At 61.4% G+C, this 26,121-nt stretch carries 19 protein-coding genes; 4 read left to right on the plus strand and 15 right to left on the minus strand.

Annotation, left to right across the window (positions count from 1 at the left end):
• Positions 1-22: 22 nt before the first annotated feature.
• The 8 genes from SINAC_RS02145 to SINAC_RS41715 all read right to left on the minus strand — a co-directional run bounded on the left by SINAC_RS02145 (position 23) and on the right by SINAC_RS41715 (position 13,044).
• Entirely contained in the window at positions 23-307 is a 285-nt protein-coding gene (locus tag SINAC_RS02145; RefSeq protein ID WP_154673911.1) for a transposase, read from the minus strand.
• A gap of 220 nt (positions 308-527) precedes the next feature.
• Positions 528-1,073: an FG-GAP repeat domain-containing protein gene (locus SINAC_RS41710; RefSeq protein ID WP_154673917.1), complete on the minus strand. Its 546-nt coding sequence runs from the start codon at positions 1,071-1,073 to the stop codon at positions 528-530.
• A gap of 173 nt (positions 1,074-1,246) precedes the next feature.
• Positions 1,247-1,894 (minus strand): hypothetical protein, encoded by a 648-nt coding sequence (locus tag SINAC_RS02155; protein ID WP_020467440.1) that lies wholly within the window; start codon positions 1,892-1,894, stop codon positions 1,247-1,249.
• Positions 1,895-2,946: 1,052 nt separating this feature from the next.
• Positions 2,947-3,396 carry a hypothetical protein gene (locus tag SINAC_RS02165; RefSeq protein ID WP_154673909.1) on the minus strand — a complete coding sequence of 150 codons (450 nt, stop codon included), beginning with the start codon at positions 3,394-3,396 and terminating at the stop codon, positions 2,947-2,949.
• Between the two features lie 315 nt (positions 3,397-3,711).
• Entirely contained in the window at positions 3,712-11,145 is a 7,434-nt protein-coding gene (locus SINAC_RS02170; RefSeq protein WP_237722888.1) for an RHS repeat-associated core domain-containing protein, read from the minus strand.
• Positions 11,146-11,787: 642 nt separating this feature from the next.
• Positions 11,788-12,165, minus strand: coding sequence for a type II toxin-antitoxin system VapC family toxin (locus tag SINAC_RS02175; RefSeq protein WP_015244069.1), 378 nt, complete (start codon positions 12,163-12,165; stop codon positions 11,788-11,790).
• Positions 12,162-12,401, minus strand: coding sequence for a type II toxin-antitoxin system Phd/YefM family antitoxin (locus SINAC_RS02180; RefSeq protein WP_015244070.1), 240 nt, complete (start codon positions 12,399-12,401; stop codon positions 12,162-12,164). The genes SINAC_RS02175 and SINAC_RS02180 overlap by 4 nt, the downstream gene beginning before the upstream one ends.
• Before the next feature lie 397 nt (positions 12,402-12,798).
• Positions 12,799-13,044 carry a recombinase family protein gene (locus SINAC_RS41715; protein ID WP_081578401.1) on the minus strand — a complete coding sequence of 82 codons (246 nt, stop codon included), beginning with the start codon at positions 13,042-13,044 and terminating at the stop codon, positions 12,799-12,801.
• 511 nt (positions 13,045-13,555) lie between these two features.
• Here SINAC_RS41715 and SINAC_RS02190 point away from each other — a divergent pair.
• The 4 genes from SINAC_RS02190 to SINAC_RS02205 all read left to right on the plus strand — a co-directional run bounded on the left by SINAC_RS02190 (position 13,556) and on the right by SINAC_RS02205 (position 20,177).
• Positions 13,556-15,748: a S1C family serine protease gene (locus SINAC_RS02190; RefSeq protein ID WP_020467436.1), complete on the plus strand. Its 2,193-nt coding sequence runs from the start codon at positions 13,556-13,558 to the stop codon at positions 15,746-15,748.
• Positions 15,749-16,295: 547 nt separating this feature from the next.
• On the plus strand, positions 16,296-17,282 hold the full coding sequence (locus tag SINAC_RS02195) for an IS701 family transposase (RefSeq protein ID WP_015244073.1): 987 nt from the start codon (positions 16,296-16,298) through the stop codon (positions 17,280-17,282).
• Between the two features lie 480 nt (positions 17,283-17,762).
• Positions 17,763-19,427: an alkaline phosphatase family protein gene (locus SINAC_RS02200; RefSeq protein WP_015244074.1), complete on the plus strand. Its 1,665-nt coding sequence runs from the start codon at positions 17,763-17,765 to the stop codon at positions 19,425-19,427.
• A 309-nt stretch (positions 19,428-19,736) separates the two neighbouring features.
• Entirely contained in the window at positions 19,737-20,177 is a 441-nt protein-coding gene (locus SINAC_RS02205; protein WP_015244075.1) for a ribosome-binding factor A, read from the plus strand.
• A gap of 40 nt (positions 20,178-20,217) precedes the next feature.
• Here SINAC_RS02205 and rtcA read toward each other — a convergent pair whose 3' ends face one another.
• From rtcA to rpsK, 7 genes are all read right to left on the minus strand, one after another.
• Complete coding sequence (gene rtcA / locus SINAC_RS02210) at positions 20,218-21,423, minus strand: RNA 3'-terminal phosphate cyclase (RefSeq protein ID WP_015244076.1); 1,206 nt, start codon at positions 21,421-21,423, stop codon at positions 20,218-20,220.
• Positions 21,424-21,563: 140 nt separating this feature from the next.
• Positions 21,564-22,430, minus strand: coding sequence for a hypothetical protein (locus SINAC_RS02215; RefSeq protein WP_015244077.1), 867 nt, complete (start codon positions 22,428-22,430; stop codon positions 21,564-21,566).
• Positions 22,431-22,621: 191 nt separating this feature from the next.
• On the minus strand, positions 22,622-23,071 hold the full coding sequence (locus SINAC_RS02220; protein WP_015244078.1) for an HIT family protein: 450 nt from the start codon (positions 23,069-23,071) through the stop codon (positions 22,622-22,624).
• 86 nt (positions 23,072-23,157) lie between these two features.
• Complete coding sequence (rplQ, locus tag SINAC_RS02225; RefSeq protein ID WP_015244079.1) at positions 23,158-23,577, minus strand: 50S ribosomal protein L17; 420 nt, start codon at positions 23,575-23,577, stop codon at positions 23,158-23,160.
• 149 nt (positions 23,578-23,726) lie between these two features.
• Complete coding sequence (locus SINAC_RS02230; RefSeq protein WP_015244080.1) at positions 23,727-24,728, minus strand: DNA-directed RNA polymerase subunit alpha; 1,002 nt, start codon at positions 24,726-24,728, stop codon at positions 23,727-23,729.
• A gap of 121 nt (positions 24,729-24,849) precedes the next feature.
• Positions 24,850-25,479, minus strand: a complete 630-nt coding sequence (rpsD, locus tag SINAC_RS02235; RefSeq protein ID WP_015244081.1) for a 30S ribosomal protein S4 — start codon at positions 25,477-25,479, stop codon at positions 24,850-24,852.
• A gap of 259 nt (positions 25,480-25,738) precedes the next feature.
• The gene (gene rpsK / locus SINAC_RS02240; protein ID WP_015244082.1) at positions 25,739-26,119 is read right to left on the minus strand and encodes a 30S ribosomal protein S11; all 381 of its coding nucleotides are present in this window, start codon (positions 26,117-26,119) and stop codon (positions 25,739-25,741) included.
• Between the last annotated feature and the right edge of the window lie 2 nt (positions 26,120-26,121).

A 26,121-nucleotide genomic window follows, 5' to 3' on the forward strand; every position in this document is an offset into this window, starting at 1 on the left:
TTGCAGGGAGTCGTACGCCAAGTCACCCTGCAAGGAGTCGGGCTTCTTCCTCGGGTGGCCGGCCTTGCCCGCCACCGCCGGGGGCGTTGAACAGCGGTGCCAACTGGTCGATGTCATTGACGTTCGCCACCGTCACACTCGAGGCCAGGGGAATGCCACTGGCCTCGGTGATCACATGGTGCATGCTGCCAGGCTTGGACGACCGGTCCACAGGGTTGGGGCCGGTCTCCTCGCCCCTGTAGGCCGCCCGCACGAAGCTGCTATCGATCAGCGCCCTGGACCAGACGAAAAAAGGGGAACATAGCAAATAAACATCCACTCCGAGTGAGGACGTGGCGTCCGAAACAGTGTTTTTTGATAAGAAAGCTGCGAGTGGAATTGCGCAACAACCTGATGAGCCAAGGAGTTAATGCTTAGCTTCGTGCCATTCCCCTCCGTCCCCTTTTCTCCTGCCACGGTGGCGTACTCCTTTGCCTTGTTGGCAAATTTGGTGCTGGTGAGGCTTCACCAAGGGGACGCCGCCCTTCTCATTTCCTCCATCCACGACTTCTGACAATAGCTCGTTGAAATTGTTGCTTGCTATTATTTGGATCCAAAAGACCTTCCAATTCGTCGCATTTCTTGTCCAGTAGAATTAAGGCATTTTGCAACTCATCGTTCGAAGCCTTACAGTACGAGATCAGAGAGTTGCCGAGATCTGCGAGCGCCTTCGGTGCTCCCCTCGACGGCGAGCAGGTCTCGCCGTACATTCCTTTCCAGGCATATTCGGAATTCACACCGTCGTCGGGGCAACCGACGTGGGGTCCTCCCTCGGGGTAGCGGACTCCTTTGAGCATTCTCTCCCAGATGCAATAGGCTCGCTGCGCCCGGTCTCGGCCAGAGATTTCTTGACAGATGGCAAGGGTCGTGCTGTTGACGATGGCCTGGTCAGGCTTTCCGTCACCGTTGAAGTCTCCAGCGGTGACTCCCGTGACTCCGCTGCCGGTCGTGACGGGCAGAGCGGACTCGAATCGGCCGTCGGCGTCGGTGTTTCTGATGATCTGTGCGGTGGCGCCGTTGGACGCGAGGGCGATGTCTTCGACGTAGTTCTGGCCGCTGTTGAGGACGTAAAGCGGGGGGCATTAGGAGCGTAACGGGGGGTATAGCGATCATCAACGACTGTTGATGATCGCTATGCCCCCCCCTGTACGTCCTCGTGACGATTCGGGTCCATTGACAGGGTCGTCAGGGGAGGTGGTTGATCCTATCAACGATCCTTCGGGGTCGGCCTGGACTCCGCCTCATCGTCCCGAGAAGGTTCGCGGGTCATCGCTTTCCATTGGTCGGACTGTTCTCGGGTGAGGAGTGCGAGCACTCGCTCAAGGGCCCCCTCAAACAATGGATCCATTTTCTTCTTCAGGGCCGTGGCACTCTCGGCGTCCTTCGGAGGGGGACCGAAATCCTTTTGCAACGTTCGAACCTGATCAAAGAGCTCTTCGATGATTGTGACGATTTGCTTCTGTTGCTCGCGGCTCAGGCGAAGTTTCTCCTTAACATCGGGCCAGCGGAATGCTCCCACGCCTGTACCGGTCAAAAAGTTGTGCTCTAGCAATTTACACTGAAAGGGTGAGAGGATTTCGACCAGGGCCACCCCAGCCTCTCGGTCCACGAAATTCACGATTTGCGCATCGAAGGTCGATTGAGGACCGGACAACTTCAGGTTCAGGGTGCCCTGACGCCCTTGTTTCAGCCGCTCTTCCCGCTGTGCCTCGAGTTTTCTGATCTGGGCAACCTGATCCTTGGTGAGCCTCAATCCTCTCACAACAGCCTCTATGTAGGGATTGGTGAGAATTCTCCTGCCTACATATCCGCCGAGGCGTTCGAACTCTAAATCCGACCGGACGGTCTTGAGCAATCCCTGGGACTTCGTCTCAGATTCCTTCGCCGGAGGTTGGCTCTTTGCCTCACTAGCACTGTCCTCCGTGCCCTGGCCTGCACCCGCCACTTCGGGTTTCTCCGCGGCGGGGGGGGTGGCACGGAGGGTCAGCCCTATCCCGGGAACGAGGAGGACCACCCCCATCGCAAAACTGATTCGAGAGAGAGGGGAAACTCTTTGATGAATGATCTTCACGTGATTCATGATCTACTCCAAACAAAGTGACGTGACGCCCAACTATTGCATTGCGTAAATCGGCATGTTCAGATCTGTTTGCTAGTCGCCGGGTATTACCACGGAACGGAATAGGATCAAAGTCGAACAATGGCCTCCTATTGAGTTGAGAATTTTTTTCAACGATCCGGCAACGGGCTAAAAAGCAGGTGAATCTTGAGGTTGCGTCCGAGGCTTGCATGCAGGCATTTGGGGCGACCACCTCAAGAAAACGACTTGAGTACAAGCCTCTGGAGGCACTTCGGTTTTCGGCTGGTTTTTAGCCCGTTGTCGGATCATTGTTTTTTTGGGGGGGAGGGAGAAAGTAGCTGAATGACATGCAATAGGACTTTAGAAAGTTGATCCATAAACGCCGAGATTCTCGCATGCAATGTTCCCTTGGTGTTTGGCAAGCCAGACTTGTCCACCTCGCCTTTCATGTCATCGTTGAGATATTCCACAGAGCTCCTCTCCGGCGAGTAACGAGGCACAAAGACATCTCAATCTGTGGCTTGTGCGTCTCGTTTCAGTTCGTCGATCGGCAATTTGTGTGTCTTGATCCAGTTTATCACTTCCGGCGTCTTTGCGCTTGAAGTCGATCCGCGATTAAGAGGATTTTTCGGGAGGCCCCATCGACCAACCTGTTCAGAAATTCCAGGGACACCGTCGCATTGAGTGACCCCTGATAGATCGTGATCTGGACCTTTCCCTCCTTACTGATCGCAGTGATCAGGTTTGCACGGAAGTGTAGGGCTGGCATTTTCATCAAGGCAGGTTCCCTTTGGGAGCGTACTCACAGCCGAGATGGCGATTCGCGTTCACGCCCACTTCGTCGGCCCAGAGTATCTCCGCGTCATCCTTTGGCCGCACGCTTCGCAATGGCCGGATCCGTCACTTCGAGCTGCGGTTCGACTTCGTCCGGTCGCTGTTTCCACGAATGTCACGTCGGTTTTTTGGAGGTGCAGCCCCAGCGTCGCAAGTACTGTCCGAATCAGAGGCTGCACTCGCTTCCGATTGGCCTCCTTCCCTTGTCGATCCAGCCAGGCGGCCAACTTGCCACTCCCGTAGAGCGGGCAGGCCATGTACTGCTTTTCGATCAGCCGCATCAGCCGCAGGTTCTCGGGCGTATCACTGATGGGTTGGCAATCGAGGCGCGATCGGCTCAGGCCCAGCAACTCGCACTGACGCCGGACGCTCAGATCGGCATGATCGACCTCGACCAACACCCTTCGGTCCTCAGCCGAAGGGGGCGACGTTTCTTCATCCACTCGAACTTCATCTTGAGCCGGCCGAGTTGCCGAAGACCTCCTCGACACCGGAGACGAACAGCTTCTTCCAGCCGTGGATCAGTATGGGATGGACGCCGTACTGTCCGGCCAACTCGTTGATCGTCCGGTCCCCTTTTCAGGCCGCCGAAGCGACCTGGCCTTGAACGCCGCCGTGTGGACTTTTCGTTTACGCGCCATTCGTTCCCTTCCTCCGGACCACCAACTTAGCTTAACTGGTGGTCCGGACTTCGGAATTCACTTTAGGTGGATCACCGGATCATGCGGGTTTGAATGTGTCAACGACGTTTGAAGTTGCTATCTAGGCCTTGTAGTGTGGCCGGGCGTCGGAGCTGGTGTCGTAAGCGGCGGCGGCTCGACAGTCGGGGCTGAGGGTGGAATAGGTGGGATACCTGGGGTAGGAATTTGTGGAGTCAATGGTGGTGCCGGTGGCACCGTGTAAGGGGGACTCGTCGGCTGCGGTGCTCCACCCGAGCCGGATGACGAAGGGAATAGATTCCCATTGTTAACAATTCTACGATTCTTGCACTCCTGCCAAGCTTTGTACGCGGCATCGTAGGCCTTCTTTCGCTCATCCCATGCATTTCGCTCCAGCCAGTAAGCGTCCCAAGCAGGATCCTCAAAATTTTTATCTGGAACAATTGGCATATGTCCTACATCTTCAAATTTCGGTGGGTCAACGTGAGGCCCGTTCAGGAAATCAACCAGACACGAGATGCCATTCCCCGGCCTCCCTGTGTTCCCCGGCCTCCCTGTATTCCCCGGCTGAGGGTTGGGTGACGGACGCTGAGGAGATGCCTTTTGGAGCCCTTCAGGATCGATGGCGTTCGTAGCATTGTTTCCCACGTACCGATTGAGGTTCACATCGCCCGCCGTGAACCCGCTCGGATCCTCACTGAGCCACCTTCCCGTCGCAGGATCCTGGACACGGTGAATGGCCAGATTCAGCCCCACCGTTTTGTCGCGCACCAGGCCGGCGAAGCTCACGTAGCGGTCGCCGGCGGAAGGGGCCGATTCGGCCTCGGTTCCACCATAGACGTTATAGTCGACGTGGTCGATCGTGACGCCAGAGTTGTTCACCAGGTCGCGGACCGTCCCCAAGCGATCACCTAAGTACCAGGCGGTGACCCCAGAAATCTCCCGCGCCAGGACGGCTTCGACGCCGGCAGCGGTCGGGCCGCCGAGATACCTCACGGTTTGCGTCCCGGTGCTGTCAAAGTCAAGGATCGGCGAGAAGCCGTCGTAAAGCGTCCAGGTCGTTGTCGCACCAGCCTTCTTGCCGATGCGGCGGTTGAGTGCGTCGTACGTGTAGGTGGCGATTCGGGTAGTAGTCAAACTGACGACTGTGTCCACCGCGAGCAGGCGGTTCCGGTGATCCCAGGTATAAATCGTCTCATCGCCACTGGAAACCTCCGTCTTGCTCGTCAGATTTCCCTCATCGTCGTAGGTGTAATTGAACGTCCCGTCCGAGGACATCTGATTGCCCGTGCCCGTCGCATAGCCGGACGTATTCCGGTTACCATTAGCGTCGTAGCCGAAACTCTCATTGGCGAACGCGCCGTTGGTGTGCGTCACGCCGGTCAACTGGCCGTCGTTGGTATAAGTATAGCCGACGGTGTCGTTGGCCGTACCGCCGGACGTGGTCCAGGTGCGTGCCTCCTGGACCAGGCGGTTGGCGGCGTCAAGGTTGTAGCCATACGACGATCGTACCGTGCCGCCTGAGGTCTGATGGGTGAGCGTCGTCAAGCGATTGGCGGCGTCGTAGGCGTACTCGGTCACCAACACCGTGGCGGTGCCGGCGGTGTCGCTGTACCGGGTCAGGGTGGTGCGCCGGCCGGCGGCGTCGTAGGCGTAGTCGACCCGCTTCTGGGCCACGCCGCTCCCCGACTGGGTGATCCGGGTGAGCTCGTCGCGGGCGTTGTAGACGTACGAGGTCACGCCCCCGAGGCTATCGGCCAGGCTGGTCCGGTTCCCGACCGGGTCGTAGCCGTAGGTCAGGGTCACCTGGGGCAAGCCCGTGGTCCCCTGATTGTTCACGGTCAGCAGTCGATTCGCGTTATCGTAGCTGTACGCGTACTTGCTGACCGCGTCCTGGATCTGGGTGGTGCGTCCGGCGTAATCGTACGAGTACGTGATCGTGTTCGTTACTGCCCCGCCCAGGGCGGCGAGCCACGTCTCGGTCGTTAACCGATCGTTGGCATCGTAGCCATAGCCGGTAATTCGACCGAGTCGGTCGATTTTCTCGGTCCGGTTGCCGACCAGGTCGTAGGCGTAGGTCGTCACCTTACTGCGTGGATCGATCTCTTTCGTAACCCGGTTGGCATTGTCGTAGTTCCAGGAGGTGACGTTGCCCACGGGATCGGTCAGGCTGGTCAGTCGCGAGGCGAGGTCGTAGGTGTAGGTGGTCGTCCCACCGCCGGTGGGGGCCGTCTGGCTCACCAGGCGGCCGCGGACGTCGTAGGTGTTGGTGGTGACATGGCTGAGCGGGTCGATGATCGTTCGCAGGTTGCCGTCGGCGTCATAGCTGTAGCTGGTCGTGTGGTTCAGCGGGTCGGTGACGGCGATCCGCTGATTGAGATTATCATAGGTAAACGTGGTTTTGTGGGAGAGCGGATCCGTGATGCTCCTGAGGTTGCCTTGGAGGTCGTAGTTGTACGTGTAACCCGATCCACCGGAGCCGCCCCATCCGCCCGACCCCCCGAGGTCGAAGGGAAGGCTCTGGGTCTCGAGCCGTCCCAACTCGTTGTAGGAATAAGCGGTCATGTGGTTGTTGGGATCCGTCACCGAGATTAACTCGCCGGCGGGATTGTAAGCGTAGGTGGTGCGGTTCCCGTTCGGGTCGATGGTCCCCGTCAGGCGATTGGCGTTGTCGACGACGTAGGTGGTCGTGTGGCCGAGCGGATCGGTGACGGTTTTGAGGTTGCCGAAGGCGTCGTAGGTGTAGGTGGTGTGGCGGCTGGTCCCCTGGTTGACCGGGTCGGTCATGCCGATCCGCATGTCACGCGGATTGTAGGCATAGGTTGTCACATGCCCCAGGGCGTCGGTGACGCTCGTGAGGTTGCCGTCGGCGTCGTAGGTGTACGAGGTGGCTTTTCCTGCCGCCGCCTGCACTGGATTCCGTTGTGAGAGGATGCGACCGGCCTGGTCGTAGGTGAAAGTGGTGGTGCGGCTCAGTTCATCGGTCGCGGAGGTGAGGTCTCCCGCAGAATTGTATCCGAAGCTCACGTGGGGTGAGCCGGCGCCGGGGTAGGTGATCGTGGTGAGCCGGCCGAGTGAGTCGTAGGTGTAGGTGGTGGTGTTGCCGTTGCGGCTGGTATCGGTGAGGACCTGGCCTGCCGCGTTGTAGGTCCAGTCTTCGTGCAGGCCGTCGGGGTCGGTGCGGCGAAGGACGTTGCTGCGGAGGTCGAGTGTGAAGGTGGTGGTGTGGCCGTTGAAATCGGTGATCGAGGTGGGAACACGGTGGGGACCGTAGGTGATCGTCTCGATGTTCGGTGATCCCCCTGACCCACCGGAGCCTCCCGAACCGCTTGAACCTCCCGATCCGCTGCCAGGGCGGGTGATTGAGGTGACGTTGCCCACCGTGTCGTAAGTGAACGTGGTGACTCGGCCGAGTGGATCGGTCTGGACGACCGGGAAGCCCCGATTGTTGTAGGCGACGTTGGAGGATGCGCCGGTGGAGTCGACCATCCTGGTGGGGTGGCCCATCCAGTTATAGGTGAGGGTCGTCGTCCGTCCGTTGGGGTCGGTGAAGCTCCCGTTGTAGGCCGTTGAGAGGCTCCCGCTCCCCCCCGGAGCCACCAGCCCGTGACTTCGTGAGGAAGAGACCGAGGTCGACGATGTGCCGTCGAAGAGAGTCTCGCTCACGAATTGGTCGAAGGCGTTGTAGTACACCGTCGCGGTGTATCCGTTGGGGCTGATCACGGTCGTGATCAGGTGCTTCGACGGGGTCGAGTAGCCGTATTGGGAGGTGGCGCCGTCGGGGTCGACGATCTGGGTGAGGTTGCCATTGGAGGCGATGGTGATCGTCGTGACCCGGCTGGCCGGGTCGGTGATCGTGGCGAGATGGCCGTTGACGTCGTAGGCCAGGGTTGTGACCAGACCCACCGGATCGGTGATCGTGCGCAGGGCACCGCTGACGTAGGCGTAGGTGGTTGTGTTGCCGTTGCGGTCGGCCTCCGAGATTTCGCGGCCGCTGGTGTCGAACCGAATCACGGTGCCATCGGGATAGGTGTGAGTCCAGGTGCCGTCGAGGTTATGCACGAGAGTCGACGGGGAACTGCTCGGCCCCTTGAACTCAGGGGCGGCGGCATGCCGGTTGAATTGTGAAGCGACAATCATCCCGATCTGTCCGTAGCTCGAGGGGAGCGGGATGGATCCGAGGGGGAAGAATTGGTTGGAACCGAGGTGGGCCTTGAAAAACCGAATCTGGCCGGTGCCGTCAGTCCAGGCGATACTCGGCCGCCCAGCTCCGTTGATATCGGCGGCGATGATGTTTCCCGGCTGTGCGGAGAACGATCCGTGTCCGCCGCCCCAGTGAATGATTCCGGCCCCCCAGACGCCGGAAGCCGAGAGCGGGATGATGTCGATGTAGGTCTCGAAACCGGTGGTGACCGGGATGGCGATTTCCAGACCCACGTTCGGGCCGTTGAATTGGCCGGCGGCGAGGCCGAGAATCGCGCCGTTGGGTTGACCGACGGTGACCTTGGTGGATGTGAGGCTGAAGCCGCCGGATCCGTTGCCCGTGAAGAGGTCCAGGGCCATGATGGGGTAATAGCCGTGGATGACGGAGTTCATGTCCTGGACGGCGACGACCAGGTCGGACTTGCCGTCGCTGTTGTAGTCGGTGGCGACGATTCCTCCGAAGGCGGTGTGTCCCGAAGGGAGGGAGAGAGCCGTGGCGGCCGCCATGGATCCGCTCCCCGTGGCGAGCATCACGTCGGCCAGGCCGTTGTCGGTGACGAATGCGAGGTCGTCCTTGCCGTCGCCATTGAAATCGCCGACGACCATCGAGTTGGCCTTTGTGCCGCTTGAGACGCCATTCCCTGCGGAGGAAACGACGGGAGCGGCGAAGGTTCCGTTGCCGTATCCGGTGTAAATGGCCACAGAGTAAGATCCGCTCCCGGAACTCGGGGCCAGCAGGACGGCGGCATCGAGTACGCCGTTGATGTGCCCTGTGAAATTTCCGAGAGCGACGGCCTTGGCAATTTTTCCGCTGGGGAGTGAGTAGGAGCTTCCGGCGGTGAATCCGCCTGAGTTGTTATTCATCATGACGGCAAGAGTGTATGAGTTCACCACGACCTGATCGGGCCAAAGGTTGCCATTCAGATCGCCTGCCGCCACGCCGACGACGCCGCCATAGGAAGTGGCCGTTGCGGCCGTGAAGTAGCCTGCCCCGTCGTTGGTGAGGATCTGCGAGTCGGTGGTGCTGGGTGCCAGGGCGAGGTCCTGGAAATAGGCTTGTCCATCGTTGTAGACGGCGTCGAATCGTTCGGTGCCTTGCTGCCCGGTGGTGATGAGTGCGGCCTCTCCGGTAGTGACCTGCGAGACCTGTTGCAAGCCGCCAATACTCCAGCCTGCCCCCAGGGGACCGCTCGCTCGATTCACGACGTTGACGAATCCCTCCACGGTGGACGATACCGTTGTGATTCCCGTGTAGATGGTGCCGAATGCCTTGGTCACGGTCATGGTGTAGGGATAGACGCCGGTGGCGAGAGACGAGGCATCAACCTCGGCGGGAATGTAGTAGGTGGTTCGTTCACTCAGGCCATGGAGGATTGGAAAGGTCGTGCTTGGTCCCTGAATGACGCCCGCCAGGCTGACCAGGACCGAGATGGAGGAGATTGAGGAAGAGGCGCCGCCGACCGGTGTTGTGAATTGATACTGGACGACCGGGAAGGGGTGTGCCTGCTCTGAGCTGTATTGGAGATCGAGTCCGCGATTGAGCCCCTGGGACTGGTAGGTGACGGTCTGATGGTCCTCAAAAAATGTACCGGTGAGGAGCCCGGCGTCGGAGTTCATGACATTCGTTCGAGCCTCGCGCGGAATAATCTTGGGGCCACTCGGACCAGTGAATGGGGGAGGCGCCGTTCCGCTGGGGCCATTCTGGCAATCATGGCACGGTTCGTTTGGTTCAGAATCATCGCCTTGCGGTTCCTCGACGAGGCAACCCGAGGACGGGAGTCCATCGCTCCCCCCACTTCCTCCGCTTCCCCCACTCCCCCCGCTTCCATCGAGTTCCTCCAATGACATCGCACGGAAGGCGGGTGACAGCGTGGGTTTCGCCGTGGCGAGCGTGACCAGACCGGCGGAGACCATCGTCAACCCGTCCTTCGACACGATCATCTGGCCGACGGCGTCCTTGCCGCCGGTCTGCATGTTGAATTTCAGGAGGTTCACGACCGCGCCGGGTCGATAGCCGGCGGTATTCGGTAGCGTCAACTCCACCGGCTGAGTCAGATCGATACCGACGGATCGGTACAAGATCATCGAGCTGCGTAGGTAGTCGGGCATATGCTGATAGGCGAGCGGCGCGGCAAGTTCGGCGACTTCGAGTGTTCCCGAGGAGGCCACCCCCTTGGCGTTGGGGGCGACCTTGATCGCGAAACCTGGCAACGCCGCGTTGGTGACCTCCAACGATTTTGCCGCGTCGGATCGGCGGAACTCAGCCGGGGATGACCAGTCGATCTTGGGCAGAATTAAGGGCTGGACGATTGCATTATTCGCGCTGGCGTAAGGGAGATGGCCTAGTAACTGTTCCACGGGTGCCGTGAGGTTGAGCCAATCACCCGTGTTCGACTTGGTGTCGCCAACTTTGATCGGTCCCGGATTGGTCGGCACGCCGGTCAGGGTGAAGTTCCCCTTGGCGTCGGTCGTGGTCTTGGCATCGCCGATGGCAACGGGGATTCCCGAGCGGGGAGCGCCCGACTCGTCGACGACGTGGCCGGAGAGCTCGGTGGACTCCTGGTTCGCCGGGTTCACTCGGATCGGCACTTTCAAGGTCGATTTGCGGGCCCCGTCGACGGCGACGACGGTCATCTCTATCGTCCCGGCCTGTCCGGGCGCGGGGGAGAAGTTCAACTCGCCGGTGACACGGTTGAAGGTCATGTTTTTCGGGAGCGGCTGGGGCGTAATCATGTAGATGACGCCCTTACCGAAGAGTTGTCCGGGCTGAATGGTGAGGTTGAGAGTCGAGCCCACACTGACATTTTGGAGCGAGGCTGTCAGGATCGGTTCGTCCGCACCTGGGTTCGTGGTCGGTGTGCTGCCAGGCTCGGCCAGAGGTGTGATACTTGTGGCGGGAGCGGAGGTCCTCGGTGGTCGTGCGTTGGATCCCGGCGTTGACGCGATGGTTTCCGGACTGGATGTGGTGGGGGACGTAGGGGGAGTGAGGAGCGCGGTCAGGTTGTAGCGTGCCGCGTACCTCGGGTGCTTACTGAGCACCATTTCGAGGCATCCTCCCCAGCCGTTGCGTGCGGCATAGGCCGCGTTTTGTTGGAGCGCCTTGGCGAGAACGCCCAGACCTTGGCGAACTGCCCCCTGGCGATCGCGGACCAGCTGTTGTGCGAAGGCTTCGAGATCGGGACGTGCGTTGACGTTGTTTTGAATGCGGAACCGAGCATGAGCCGCCGAGACAGGAATGACGCTCGCCTTCCAACCGCTGTGGCTGAGCATTTGGCGGGGTTCGAGGGAGTCGAAACGCGGAGTGAGGGGTTTCCGGTGTCGGCGGCTCATGGTGTGGTTCTTCCCCGTGAACGCCACGCGTGAGTCCTCCAGCACCGCGCAGAGCGATGGTGGGGAGTGAGCGCGAGGGTTCTATCGATAGAGAATGATCGAGATTGGGACGAGCGGCACACCCAGCGCCGAGGGGGGGACTTGGTGTTGGGTGTTTTCGGATAGATTGCTGATTCGCACACGCTCAAGCGTTGTCAGATTGGAACGTCACGACAATTGAACTATTCACAGAGTTAAAGGCAAGGAGATTCTTTTAAATCGGTAAAACACGGTGATCCTGGCTCATTCTCTGCCGAGCTCAAAGGGGCATTGCTTTAAGGAGTTAAGCCGATTGGCCGCGATGAGAATAATTTCAAAAACAACAGTGCGATCGTGTGCAAATCGATCCTGACTGCGGCGCTTGCCTTTTGGGAGTCAGCCCTCGGAATTCGTGGAATTCACTGCTGGTCACGGATGAAGCTGTAGTTAACACTCATTCATCATCGGTCAGGTCGTCGGCCGCTTCGATGGTGGCGGCGTATCGTCCTGGCATCTCGACCGATTTCTGTTTCATCTTGGCTGATGCATCCATGCTTGGTTTCTCCTTTTCCGTTGGCGTTGCGGATGGCGAGGGGATCAGTTCGGTGCTCATGCCCGACCTTATCAGGCGACGATGTGGGGCACGCCGTAGCGTGCGACATGGCTGTCGCGGCTGACGAATTTGAATCCCTCGTGGCGGGCCTGGGCGATCAGCAGCCGGTCGAATGGGTCGCGGTGGTGATCCGGTAGCGTTTCGACGGCCAGGACGTGCGGCACAGTGATGGGTAAGAGGAGGAAGCGATTGGCCGTCATGGCCGCTTCGAGATCATGGGGAGCGTCGAGCTTGCCCAGGGCACGCTTGATGGCGATTTCCCAGACGACGGCGGCGGAGACGTAGACGGTGTTCTTGCCGTCGCCGATGGCCTTCCTGGCGGCCTTGGACAGGAGCTGGGGATCGTCGAGCCACCAGAGGAAGGCGTGAGTATCGAGGAGCAGCGTCATTGTGGCTCGATGCCGAAGACTGCGGCGATGTCGTCGGGCAAGGCGTCGAAATCGTCGGCGATGCGGACGCGGCCTTTCCATTGGCCACCGACGCAGGGCGAATCATCGGCGTGGATGGGCACTAGTCGGACCATTGGCTGTCCGGCCTTAGCAATGATGACCTCTTCACCATTCATGGCATGCTCGACCAGTTTCGAGAGCTGCGACTTGGCTTCGTGGATATTGGCGATTTCCATGCGGTCCTCCTGATTTAGCTAAGCTTGGTCCATTTCGCCGTTTTTGCCAAGAACAAACTGCATGCGCAATGGGTTTAGATTTCCTGATAAGTGTCGCTCTGCTTGCCCCGCTAATTTGTTGCCCCTCTTCAAGGAAGCCAGCCATGACGAGGCATCAAAATCCGGTGCCGTACGGAACTCCGCCAGTCTGCTAATCGTCTGGACCTGATTTTTCTTTGCATTGAATCGTGTGCAAGCCTTGGGTGCCACGGGTTGTACCCAACCCGTGAGCCAAAAACCAGGGCTATCGTTTCACGGGTTGGGTACAACCCGTGGCACCCAACAGCGATGACATCACTGCGGTCGCCCATCAGAAAAATCAAAAAAACCGAGACCAACGGCTTAGGAACAACCGATCCTATTGGGGGCCGATCGGCGGCGTTGAAGCAGGTCGCGGATGACGGCCACGAGCGCTACCGGATCGGCGTCTGAAACCCGATGCCCTGCCGCCCCAACTCCGCCTCAGCTCGATCAAGTGCTTGAGCGTGTGGCCAAGCCAGTCGAGCCGCCAGACCACCAGCACATCGCTCTTACGCAACGGCTCGTGTGCCCGCTCCAAGCCGGAGCGTTGTTGCTTGCCGTTGCTGGCGGTGTCCTCGATGATTTTCTCGCACCCGGCTTGGACAGGGCGTCTTTCTGCAAATCGAGGTTCTGGTCAACGATAGAAATGCATTTCTATATAAAATTTTTATTAGAATATCTTTTGCTATTGATAAAGAAACTCGCGGATGCGGGTTGTTTCCTTGCATTGATTTCTTGACCGAGTTTTCTTGCTCCGGAAGCCGGGAGAAAGCAAGCTTGGCGATGAAATGACCGGAAAGATAAGAAAAACGGCCCTTTTTCTTGCTACAAGATGAAAGCTTATCGCTCACCTTTTCACGGGAGACACTCGTAGCCACTTGGGTTTTTCATGTCGAGAAGATCGCTCGGCTGTCTCCATACGACCGCCCGGAGTCGAGCAGGGCCGTTGCCGATCGACGGTGTCTTTGCTAAGTTGTTGGACTATCGTCATCGGAGGGTCGTCTACCGATTCCACTCCCCGTCCGGGCGTCGTATGCCTGGGCGCTATCGCCGTCGCGATGCCCCGCGACCCGGCGTCACAAGAATTGACAACGATGCGAAGCCTCTCGATTGCCGCCCTCGTGCTCGTCTTGCCCGTAGCGTCGGCCTTGGGCCAGGAGTCGATCCCCGCGGGGATGATCGCGGAGATCAAGGCGTCGACGGTCCTGGTCCGCACGCAGTCGGCGGCGGAGATGGGCACCGGGTCGGGGTTCGTGATCCGGGTCGAGGGTCGGGCGGTCTATATCGCGACGAATCATCACGTCATCAACCTCCCCGTCGTTCAGACGAAGGCTGCGGTCGGGGCCTCGGTGTCGGTCGTCTTCGCCAGCGGCACGGCGGGGGAGGAGACGAAGGCGGCCGAGATCCTCGACTCTGACTCGTCCCGCGACCTGGCGATCCTCAAGGTCGTGGCCCCCAAGGTGGTCCCGAAGCCGATCGCCAACTTCGAGACGGCCGAGCTAGTCGAGACGATGCCCGTCTACACGTTCGGGTTCCCCTTTGGCGCGGCGATGGCGGTCGGCAAGAAGGGCTCGTCGATCACGATCGGCCGGGGCTCGGTCTCGAGCATCCGCCGCGACGACTTTGGCCGGGTTGCGGCGGTCCAGATCGATGGCGCTCTCAACCCAGGCAACAGCGGTGGCCCCGTCGTCGACGCGAAGGGTCGGCTCGTCGGGATCGCCGTGGCGACCATCCCCGGCGCGCATATCGGGATGGCGATCCCCGCCGAGGAGCTCACGCAGATGCTCGGCGGACGGGTCGGGGCGATCTCGGTCCGGGGGAAGGCGTCGACCAAGCCGGGCATGCTCGGCGTCGAGATCGAGGCCAAGCTCATCGACCCGCTCGGCCGGATGAAGTCGGTCGTGCTCCTCCACGCGCCGACGATCGACCGGGCCGCGAAGCCCTCGCCCAACGCCGACGGGACGTGGCCCCCGATTTCGGAGGCCGCAAAGGTCGCTCTCAAGGTTTCCGGCCACCGCGCGACCGGCTCGTTTGAGGTTGCGTCGGACGACGGGGCGAGGGCGACCTTCATGCTGCAAGTCTCATACATCGACGGCTCGGGAAAAGTCTACTATACCAGCCCGACGACGCAACGGGTCACGCTCGGGTTGTCCTCCGCCTCGGCGCGGGGAGGGCGTCGCCCATCGGTCGCAGACGACGAGCCGAAGGGAGGGTTCGCCGTCGGCGGGGCGAAGAAGAAGGGGAGGCAGGCGGCGATGCCCTACGAGCCGAAGGGAGGGTTCGCTCAGCCGGCGGCCGTCCCCCAGGCGATCGGCGAGGCGATTGGGGACGAGCCCCGCGAGGTCGACGACCTCAAGGTGATCGACATCAAGGTCAACGCCGCCCAGGTGCCCCGGTGCATCTGCTGGAGCGGCGATGGCAAGGCGTTCTTCGTCCTGGAGAAGGAGGGCATCCTCCGGCGGATTACGCTCGACGGGGTCGTCGAGGCGATCCGGCTCGACGTCGGCCGCGGGTGTAGCTGGCTCAGCCGGTCGGTCGAGGGACTGGTACTCACGCTCGGCGATATCCACGAGGTCTGGGTCATCGACCCATCGACGCTCAAGGTGAAGTCGAAGGTCGCGGTCGACTCGGTGGTCCGCGCCGTCTCGTCGCCGGCGCTCTCAATGGCCTTCGCGGCGGGCGACCAGCGCGGGCCGGGCGGCCACCTCGCCGTCGTCAACCTCAAGGCCGGCAAGGTCGTCCGGGAATACACCCCGCAGGACTTCGACGGCGATATGGTGGGGTTCGCCCACATGGATGTAACGCCCGACGGCAAGTATCTCTTCTCGCAGGGCGGGATCGAGCAGCTCCAGCGCTACCGGATCAAGAGCGATAAGATCGCTCTCGAAGAGTCGAGCGAACGGCTCGCGTCGAACGGCCAGGCGGTCGAGATCAGCCCCGATGGCTACTACGTCGCCCTCCCCTCGGGCGGCGGCAACGGCGGCGGGGCATACACCATCAACGTCTTCAAGATCACCAACCTCGCGAAGCCCGAGATCGTGGTCCGGGCGGGCGCCTATCCCAAGGCCCTCGGGTTCGACATCAAGTCCGGGTTCCTGCTCGGCCAGAACGCCGAGCACCCTCTCATCCTCCTCAAGCCGAGCGGGGCCAAGGTCAAGGACTATCACCTGAGCCGGCGTAAAAACGCCCACGATACGGCGAGGCAGTTCGTCGTCCACCCCGACGGCGGCAAATTCCTCGTGCTGACCGACACGTCGCTCTACCTCGTCGAGCTCCTGGAGAAGTGAGCAGGATCGATCGATCGTCGTCGCGAGAGCAGCGGATCATGTGACGGCGGGTGGCCCGGGGATGTCCGCTAAGGGCATGATGCCCTTTTCTCTCCATGCGAGGATCTCAGTCCATTTCCCGAAAGCTCAGGAACGGTTTTTGGAGGGGGGCGAAGTCGGTTGAGTAGGGGTGATCTGCTTCGTCATTGAGACAACCTCGACCACGAGGATCACGCTAAAGAGAATGGCGACGATAGGCGTGAGCATGATCAATTGACTCCTGGGAACGTTTGCCTGAGGAAAAGGGCATGACGAACACCGGGTCAGCAGGACAGGGGTCAAAAATGCAGGGAAAGAGCGGCAGATTGCTCCTCCTGCCGAGGGAAAACCGGGCAATCCTTGTGCGGGGAATGTGCAGGGATACGGTGAAAAACCATGGAAAATCGTGCTGTTTCGTGGGTTCTTGGAAGTTTCAAACTATGTGATGGATTAAATTTAATAGGAGTTACGCAGTAGTGGCCGTGCGTCCATATCGCGCCGTTCGTCTTGTGACGTTACGCTGGACCTGATGAGCGACCCCAAATGCCGCGACACCGACTACATCGATTTTCTGATCGCCAGCCCCAGATCCTTCACTTGTACAGAGGCCGCCAGCGTGCAGCCCGAATCAAACGACCCGCCGGCCCACGACGCCTTCACCCGGCTCCTTCACCGCCTCGAACCCGATCCGGAAACACTCTGGCGTGAGGCCGAACCCTCGGTGACGAAGACCCGGGGTGTTCTGGTCATCGACGATTCGACCCTGGATAAACCTTATGCCAGGAAGATGGAACTCGTCAGCCGCCACTGGTCGGGTAAGCACAAGCGGGTTGTTATGGGGATCAATTTGATCACCCTGTTGTGGACCGACGGGGACCGGAACATCCCCTGCGATTACCGTCTCTATGACAAGGGGAACGACGGCCTGACCAAGAACGATCACATGCAGACGATGCTCGCAACCGCCCACACCCGAGGCTTTGAGCCGGCCTGTGTGGTCTTCGACAGCTGGTACAGCGGCCTAGAGAATCTCAAGACGATTCGCGGCTTGGGATGGCGATGGTTGACGCAGTTGAAGGTCAATCGCAAGGTGAACCTCAACCGCCAAGGCTTGCGGGCGGTGAGCGAGACAGCGATCAGCGCCGAGGGGACAGTCGTCTGGCTGGAGGGCTACGGACCGGTGCGGGTTTTCAAGGTCGTCTCCCAACACGGGGACATTGAATACTGGGCGACTGGAGACGTGGCCATGACAGAGTTGGAGCGATTGGTGCACGCTGAGAAGTGCTGGGCGATCGAGGAATATCACCGAACATTGAAGCAATGCTGCGGTGTGGAACGAGCGCAGGTCCGTGCCGGACGAGCGCAGCGGAATCACGTTGGGCTGGCGATCCGAGCCTTCCTGCGTCTGTCGCATCATTTCTTCACTACAGGTGTAAGTTGCTACGAGGCCAAGGCTGGGATCGTCCGGAGTGCGGTCAGGGCATACATCGCCGACCCACTGTACAATTTTTCATGACTGCGTAACTCCTATTTAAGGCGAAAAAAAGAAAAAGCCCGGCCCCCCACGAGGGGACCGGGCACAGCCAGGGAGAACGACGCTTGCTCGTGATTCGTACTCATGATTCCATGGCCGGCTCTCAAGAGCGAGCCAGGGAGCCGGACGCGTCTGATCGTCGCGTCACTTGAGTGATTGGTAATAAAGCATCTCGCGTGCCATTCGGCCCTTGCGCCAGCCGGTGACGCGCTGGGATGGCTTAAGGCTTGTGCTTGCCAGGGGTTGCGCTTGCTCGTTTTTTTGAAGAACGGGTGAGGTGGTTGCGAGGGATCGATGAGTCGTGCCTCCTGATTAGGCGGTCTCCGCCTGAAATTGGGCATGACGAGGGGGCGAGAAACCCGAGTCGCTTTTCCTGTCATGACTTCGGTAAGATTCTTGGGTCGAAGTGGAGGAGATTCGAGGACTTTGGTTGACGGCGTTGTGGGAAGGGATTGGGCGTCTATGAAGGTCTTTGTGCTGGGGCTGGACGGGGCGACCTGGGATATCCTCGCCCCCTTGGTCAAAAAGGGGGAGCTGCCCAACCTTCAGCGACTCATGGAGAAAGGGGCGTCGGGGACGCTCGGCTCCGTGTTTCCGCCGCTCAGCCCGGTGGCCTGGACCACGGTGATGACCGGGAAGAACTCGGGGAAGCATGGAGTCTTCGAGTTCTTGGAGTACGCGCACGACCCGCTCAAGGGGCGGGTCAACTCGTCGCGGGCGATCAAGACCGACCTGGTCTGGGAGATTGCCGGGCGGCACGGGAAGACGTCGGTGGCTGGCGGGGTGCCGATGAGCTATCCCCACAGGCAGGCCCCTGGGTTCTACCTGGGAGACTTCCTCAGCCCGGCCGATGCGCCTGACTTCGCCAGCGATCCGACGATCTTCGCAGAGCTGGAAAAAGAGGTCGGAACGTATCGCCCCTGGGCGTCGACGGTCCATGACGGCGGGAATGAAGCGGAAGTGCTCAAGGAGCTGACCGCCTTTCTCGATCAGCACTTGAAGGCGGTTCAGTTCCTGATGGGTCGCTGCGAGTGGGACCTGTTCATGTTCGACTTGATGGCGACCGACCGCATTCAGCATGAGCTCTGGCACGTCTGGGACCAGGCGCATCGGCTTGCAAAAGGGCGGGACTTCTCGGCCTTGCAGGCGGGGTGCGACGCCTTCTGGAAGAGGCTGGACCAGGGGATCGGCGAGATCGAGCGGAAGCTCCCCGCCGACGCGGCGCTCATCTTGATGAGCGACCACGGTTTCGGCGGGATCGAGTGGTACGTCAACTTCAACGTCTGGCTCCTCGAGCGTGGCGATATCGCGCTTCAGGATTCGCTCTATGTGAAGCAGAAGCACTGGTTCTACAAGCGAGGGGCGACCCCCGAGTGGTTCTACGGCCTGATGGCGAAGTTTGGCCTGGCCGGGCAGCGGGTCAGCCGGTTTCGGGGGAAGCAGACGGGCCTCCTAGATCGGATGGCGGAGTCGGCCTTTCTGTCGCGAAGGCATATCGACTGGTCGAAGACACGCGCCTACTCGCAGGGGAACTTTGGGCAGATCTTCCTCAACCTGAAAGGGAGACAGCCGCAAGGGTGCGTCGACCCCAAGGACGCGCGGGGGCTGCTGGATGAGCTCAAGGCGGCCTTGCTGACGATCCCCCACCCCGAGACGGGGGAGCCGCTGGTCGACCGGGTCTGCGAGCGCGACGAGCTCTACGAGGGGCCGCACGCGCATCTGGCACCCGACTTGACGGTGGTCCTCCGCGACTGGCGCTATCGGACGATCGGCTTGCACGACTTCACGACCAACAAGCTGATCGCGCCTGCGTTCGGGCCGACGGGGGACCATCGGATGGAAGGGCTGATCGTGGCGTCCGGCCCGCCGTTCCAGGCGGGGGCGACGCCACAGGGGGCGGCCTTGCTCGACATCGCCCCTACGGTTTTGCACCTGCTCGGGGTGCCGGTGCCCAGCGACATGGACGGCCGGGTCCTGACCGAGATCCTTGCCCCTGCGTTTGCCCCGACTGACGGAGCGACGTCCGGGTCGGCCGCGACACTCAGCGAGACTCCCGCCCCGGTGGCCTACACTGAGGAAGAGGATGCCGAGATTCAGCAGCGGCTGGCCGATCTCGGTTACCTTTGATCAATCGCCGATCCGGTTGACTTGGGATGGATTCACCTCTACGATTGCCCGAGCCTCGAGCCGCTATCTCTACGGCTCGACTTGGCTCCAACCCCGCCTTACTCGAAAAGGAGGCCGACGATGCGCTACCAAGCCCTTCTGATTGTCTCGTCGAGCCTGCGCCCCACGGTCGGGTAAGTTCTCCCTTTCCTGTCTGTCGGCCCGACCTTTGGGCCAGGCTCTCCCACGCAAGATCGTCCCATTCGTTCGATCCTTCGGCGCACGGGGTGCGCCGTCGTTTCTCTTTTTTTTTCTGCGTGAGAGATCCGGATGACACTCAGGAAGCCTTCACTGAAGCAGTTGCGTTCGCTCTGCGCCCAGCCTCATCCCGACGACGGCGTGGAGCCGCGGGAGTGGCTCAAAGAGGGACGGTCGGGACGGAAGACGTCCCGGAAGGCCTGGCAGCTCTGCGGTCAGGTGGCCGAGGCGCTCGGCCAGGTCCTGGCGGGCGATTGCGGCGACGACGTTTTGCGGAACTTGCAGGTCGTGGCGGTCGAGCCGGCGCCCGATGCGTCTCGGCTCTTGGTCACAGTCTGCGTTCAACCCCCCTCGGAGGTCATCTCGCCCCCCTTGGTCCTGGAACGCCTGGCGCGTGCCTCAGGGCGGTTGCGGTGCGAGGTGGCGGCGGCGATCACGCGAAAGCGGACGCCGACGCTCGGATTCCGCCTGGCGATCCCCGTCGGAGACCAACCAGGGCGGTCCCGTTTCTGATGCTTTGATCGGTTCGAGGTGACCGAGTCCCGGCCGTTGGTCAGGCGATGATGACCCGGCCGGGAGCCTCTCCCACTGCCCCTTCGATTTCGACTTTGATCTCGCGATCGAGGAAGGCGCGGATGGTCGCGACGTTGGTCAGCAAGTGCTCGGTGACGGTCGCGACGGTGTACTCGCTTCGGCCCGGAGCGAGGGCCAACGGGACGAGGATCTGGTCGGCGGAGTGAGGGTCGACGGCCCCTTCCTCGGCGTCGTGGAACGCGAGCAACTCGGCGACGGCCTCGTCAGCGACGACTTCCGCGGGCTTGCCGCGCTCGCCCAGGCCGACGAACGTGGCGGGGATCCCGTCCTGGCCGTAAGTGGCCGACAGGCTGATCGCGGCCCCCTGCCCCAGGCTCGGCCAGTCGACCAGTTCGATCTCGGCCGACAGCCCGCGCTCGGCGAGTCGGGCCTCGGCCTGGTCGCGCATCCGCCTTGCAATCTCCGGCCGAAGGTTCGCCACCCCGGCGATCCCTTGGATCCGGGTCAGTTGACCACGCTCGGTCAGGGTCAGTGGCCGGAGAGTCGCGGGCTCGATCCAGGCGTCGAGCTGGCCGCCCCCCCGGGGATAGAAGCCCCCTGAGGGCATCGCCAGCGCCATCGGCGAGCCGAGGCGGGCCAGGTGCGCCCGCCAGGTCGTCTCGAGGAATGGGAACGAGGGGGCGGCCGTGTTGAACGTCCCCCCCGTGAGGGTCACTCGGATCGGCTGCTCGGCGCGGAGGGCCAGCGGCAGGTGCAGGGTCTGCAACACCAGTGCGGTCGACCCCGCAGTGCCGATGTCGATTTGCAGGTCGCGCGGAGTGTACGGGGCGGGGCGGAACGTCAGATCGCGCGAGCCGATGGAGGCGCCGACGACCTCGGCCCCTGCCAGGAGCGCGGCGGACTCGACGGCTTTCAAGTGCTGGGGACGAAGCCCGGGCTTGTCGCGGTTGGCCCGGATCTTGACGATCCGGAACGAGCGACCGGTCAGGATCGAGAGCGTCAGGGCGGTCCGGAGGATCTGCCCTCCCCCCTCGCCTTGCGAGCCATCCAAGGTTATCAACCGTGACGAGATCACCCGCGGCTCCTCGGTTCGAAACTGGGTTTCTTCGTCGGGCAATCGGTGCGGAGCCGCCACGCGTTCGTGCCCGCCATGCATGACCCAGCGCCTGCGCGACTCGGCCGGTCCCTTCTTGCCCCATACCGTCTTCAACGCTTGCCAATCCATGGCGGAGACTCCTTCCCAGGAATACCGAAGGCGGGCGGTATTCCGGCACTCAGACAATCAAGATGAAGACACGGTTCACTGAGATCAGAGACCATCGATCGAACAAGCAAGCGGCAAGCCCTGGCTGGTTTCGTTGGGCTCTACGACTTGGGCGGATCCACCGGCATGAGACTGGGAGGAGTGCTCGTTGCGGGCGGGTTAGTCCCTTCCCGAGACGCCCAGATGAGGAGGACTTGCTGGAGCAGGCGGTCGCTGTTGGCCTCGGGATGGGTAAACAAGAACGAGCCGAGGCTCCGGCTGGCTTCGGGAAGGCAGCCGACCACGGCGACCTGGCCCGGTTGCAGAGTCAGCGTGGTCGCCAACTCGCGGAGGCTCTCCTCTTGCTGGCCATCCTTTTGCATGAATTGTTGCGGCGAATAGTTGGTGGCGTTGGGCAAGGCGGTGAACGCACGCTGAATCGGGCCGTGATGGATCTCAGGGACAAACCGTAACGCGACTCCGGTCGACCCTTCGTGGTTGGCCGTGACCCGGAACCAGCCGCTGGCGTCCTTGTACGGTTTGCCGAACGCACGCCCCTCGCGGTTCAAGAGGAGGCTGACCTCGGGGGTGGTGTCGACCATGTCGATCATCGCATGGTCGCCGTCGGGGAACTCGAACCGCGACGGCTCCACCTTGTGTTGCCCTTTGGCGTTGAGGATCGAGTCGACCTCGTGCGGCAATTCCCCGGTAATCAGGCCCATTCGAAGCCCGTTGACCTCGAGGTCGCGGCGAAGGTCGGGCGCAATCGACTGCTCGTCAACTACGCTCCAGAGGGCGCCGTTGATCGCCTCATCACGGAGCGGCCGTGAGAGGATCGCCACGCGCAGATTACATCGCTTGGGTTCGATGATCTGGCCGCTCCCCCCGATCCGTGCGAGAAACGTGTCCCGACCGAGGTCCGAGCGATTGAATGAGCAGCCCGCGACGGCCATCATAGCCACCACAAGGGCCGGGGCTTTCCAATTCATTGGAGCGGAATCCTTTCCGCGTCACTGAGAAAAAAAGTGAAGAGATGACCCACGCTGAGGGTGGATCTTGGCCGGAAGTCTATGGCGGCAAGCTCTCTCCGTCAATGCCAACCCGACCGCTTGGTCGTGACCAGCGGTCTTCACCCTCGAAGAAATCGCCAGATGAGGCGGGCGGGTAACCGATCGGACGGTCAGTTAGCGGCGTTGGGCGAATTCAGCGCTCGTTCGATACGGTGCCGGATCTGGCTGAGTTCCTCACCGGCGTACTGGGTGTGGGGCCAGGGCCAGTGGACCGAATCGTTCTGGAATCGAGGGATGATGTGCCAGTGGCCGTGATCGACGGTCTGCCCGGCGGCTCGGCCGTTGTTCACGATCAGATGGAACCCATCGGCTCCTGAAGCCGCCTGCACGGCGCGACAGAGTCGAGGAACGAGCGAACCGAGATGCGCGGCGATTGCTTCCGGCAGTTCGGTGAGATTGAGGTGGTGAGTTTTGGGGACGAGCAAGACGTGCCCGGGATTGACCGGGTTGATGTCGAGGAAGGCGACGGCATCGTCGGTCTCGAGGACCTTCGACGAGGGGATCTCACCGCGAACGATCCGGCAGAAAGGGCAGTGAGGGTCGTAAGCGTGACCGGACATGGTGGGGGCTTCTTCTTTGTGTTCCTGAGAAGCAAGCGACCCCGCGAAGACCGATCGATCGGACTTCGCGGGGCTGCCTTTGAAAATCAGGAGCCGGCGGACGTGGTGACGACGGTCGGCTTGGTCGGAGCCTTGATCTGCTCGTTCTCGCCCAGCAGGGTGATGACGGCCATCGGGGCGGCGTCTCCCTGGCGGACTTTGGCGAGCTTGAAGATCCGGGTGTATCCACCCGAACGATCCTTGAATCGCGGGCCGACCTCTTTGAAGAGCGAGAAGGCCACGTCCTTCTTGGTCACGACGGCCAGAACGCGACGGAAGTCGTTCAGGTTCCACCCGTCCTTGGCCAGGGTGATGAGCTTCTCGGCGTACGGCTGGAGTTCCTTGGCCTTGGCCAGGGTCGTCTCGATCCGACCGTGCTCGAGGAGAGCGGTGGCCAGGTTACGCAGAAGCATTCGCCGGTGCGACGGCGACCGCTTGAATTTCCGACCGGCTTTACGGTGTCGCATGGTCTCTCAGGCTCGCAGCTAAGTTTGGTTCGTTGTAGGGGGTGGGCGTTGCCCACCCGTCTCGCGGCCTCCGATGGTGGGCATTGCCCACCCGCCTCGAAGACCTTCGCCACGCCAGCGAAAACGGCTCTACAGGATTGGCAAGAGTCTCAGACCCCTTGTCGCATGGGGATATCCATGCCCAGGTCGAGGCCGATCTCGTGAAGCTTGGCGCGGACTTCCTTAAGGGTGGTCTCGCCGAAGTTACGGACCGTCAAGAGCTGGTCTTCCGAGCGGCTGACCAGATGGCGGACGGTCGTGATCCCTTCGCTTTCCAGGCAGTTGGTCGCCCGGACCGAGAGTTCGAGTTCGGCCAGGCTCATGTCGAGCTTGCGCTCGAGTTCGGCATCGACCGGTTCGGACCGGGAACCGTCCTGGCCACTGGCGTCGGACGGCAAGCCAGGGCCCGGCTCGTAATACTGGACGAACGGGTTCAAGTGCTTACGAAGGATCTTGGCGGCCTCGACCAGCGACATCTCGGGGCCGAGCGTGCCGGTGGTCCAGATCCGGAGGACGAGCTTGTCGTAGTTGGTCCGCTGACCGACGCGGGTGTTCTCCACGCGATACTCAACCCGGATCACCGGGCTGTAAATCGCGTCGATCGGGATCGCGCCGACTTCAAGGTCGTCGGTGTGCCCTTCCGCGGCCGGACGGTAACCACGACCGTTCTCGACAGTCATCTCAAGGGCGAACGGGACGTCGTCCGTGAGGGTGCAGAGAATGTGGTCGGGGTTGATGATCTCGATCGACTCATCGTGGAGGATGTCGGCTGCCGTGACGACACCGCGACGGTCGCGTTCGATCCGGATCGTCCGGTTCTGCTCAGAGTGGTTCTTGACGACCAGGCCCTTGATATTCAGGACCAGGTCGGTGATATCCTCGACCATGCCCGGGATCGAGGAGAATTCGTGCTGAACCCCTTGAATCTTGATCTTGGTGACAGCGCTCCCCTCCAGGCTGGAAAGGAGGATGCGGCGCAGGCTGTTGCCGACCGTGTGACCGAATCCGCGTTCGAACGGCTCAATGTGGAATTCGCCGTACGTATCGGTCAGTTTTTCACGATTGCAGACGACCCGGCTGGGAAGTTCGAGGCCACGCCAACGGATGCGCATCGCTCTCTCCAAAAACGCGACCAGCCTTCAGCGATCGGACCAAGGCCGAGAGGCCTCGTGACCATCATCATCCCTGGCGGATGCCTGAAAGTAGACTGCTGATCGCGACAAATTGCTTGGCTCAGCGGCTCAACAACTCAACGATCAACTGCGGGGTGACCGGCAGCGAGATATCCTGGGTCCCAGGCAAGCGGGAGACGCGCCCTTCGGGCGGTTCGGTACCGGAGCGATCGAGCCACTCGGGCACAGGGGGCATCCCCTCGGCCGACAGGTTCGAGGCGGCCAGCTTGCGAGAATGCTCGCGGTCCTTGACCTGAATCTGATCGCCGGGGCGAACCAGGTAGCTGGGGATGTCAAGTTTGCGGCCGTTGATCGTGATGTGGCCGTGCGTGATCATCTGCCGAGCCTGCGGTCGGCTGGTCGCGAACCCGAGTCGGGTGACGACATTGTCCAGCCGGCGCTCAAGCAGCGCCATCAACGCATCGCCCGTGTTGCCGGGGCGGCGGCTGGCGAGGTCGAAGTACTTGCGGAACTGGCGCTCGAAGACGCCGTAGTACCGCTTGACCTTCTGCTTCTCACGGAGCCGGATGGAGTATTCGCTGGCCTTTCCGCGGCGGAACTGGTGCATACCCGGCACGCCTTCACGGCGTTCGACGGCGCACTTCGGGGTGTCGCAACGCGTCCCCTTCAAGAACAATTTCAAACCTTCGCGGCGGCAGAGCCGGCAGACCGGCCCGATATGGCGTCCCATGGTGGTTCGGCATTCCTCAACGTCGGGTTGCATTCGGCCGAGTTTTCCAAGGCCCGCATCGGGCCTTCGGGTTCCTCGGTAATTCAAAGACGAGCAAGCGATCCGTCCGGGGCTGACCGCGGGTTTCGGCAACCCGGATCACGACAGACCCGCGGGCCGGTCGGATCAGAACAAGGCATTCTCATCAAATCGTTGCGATCAGGTGAGCATGACCAGGAATAGATCTCTTCGCAAGGCTTGGCCTGAGGCTCGATGAGCCTTAGACCCGCCGCTTCTTCGGGGGACGGCAGCCGTTGTGCGGCAGCGGGGTGACGTCTTCGATCGCCTTGATCGAGAGGCCGGAAGCCTGCAGCGCGGTGATGGCGCTCTCACGGCCGGAGCCGGGCCCCTTGACCTTGACCTCGACTTCTTTGACCCCGTACTTGGTCGCGGTGGCTGCCGCGGTCTCGGCGGCTCGTTGGGCGGCGAAGGGAGTGCTCTTGCGGCTCCCCTTGAAGCCCACGGTCCCGGACGAGGCCCAGCACAACGCGTCGCCGTTGGGGTCGGTGATCGTGACCGTCGTGTTGTTGAACGTTGCCTTGATATGCACGACAGCCCGGCTGACGTTGCGTCGTGTCTTCCGCTTCTTGGCCTTGGCCACGG

This window comes from Singulisphaera acidiphila DSM 18658, from assembly GCF_000242455.2.
GTDB lineage: Bacteria > Planctomycetota > Planctomycetia > Isosphaerales > Isosphaeraceae > Singulisphaera > Singulisphaera acidiphila.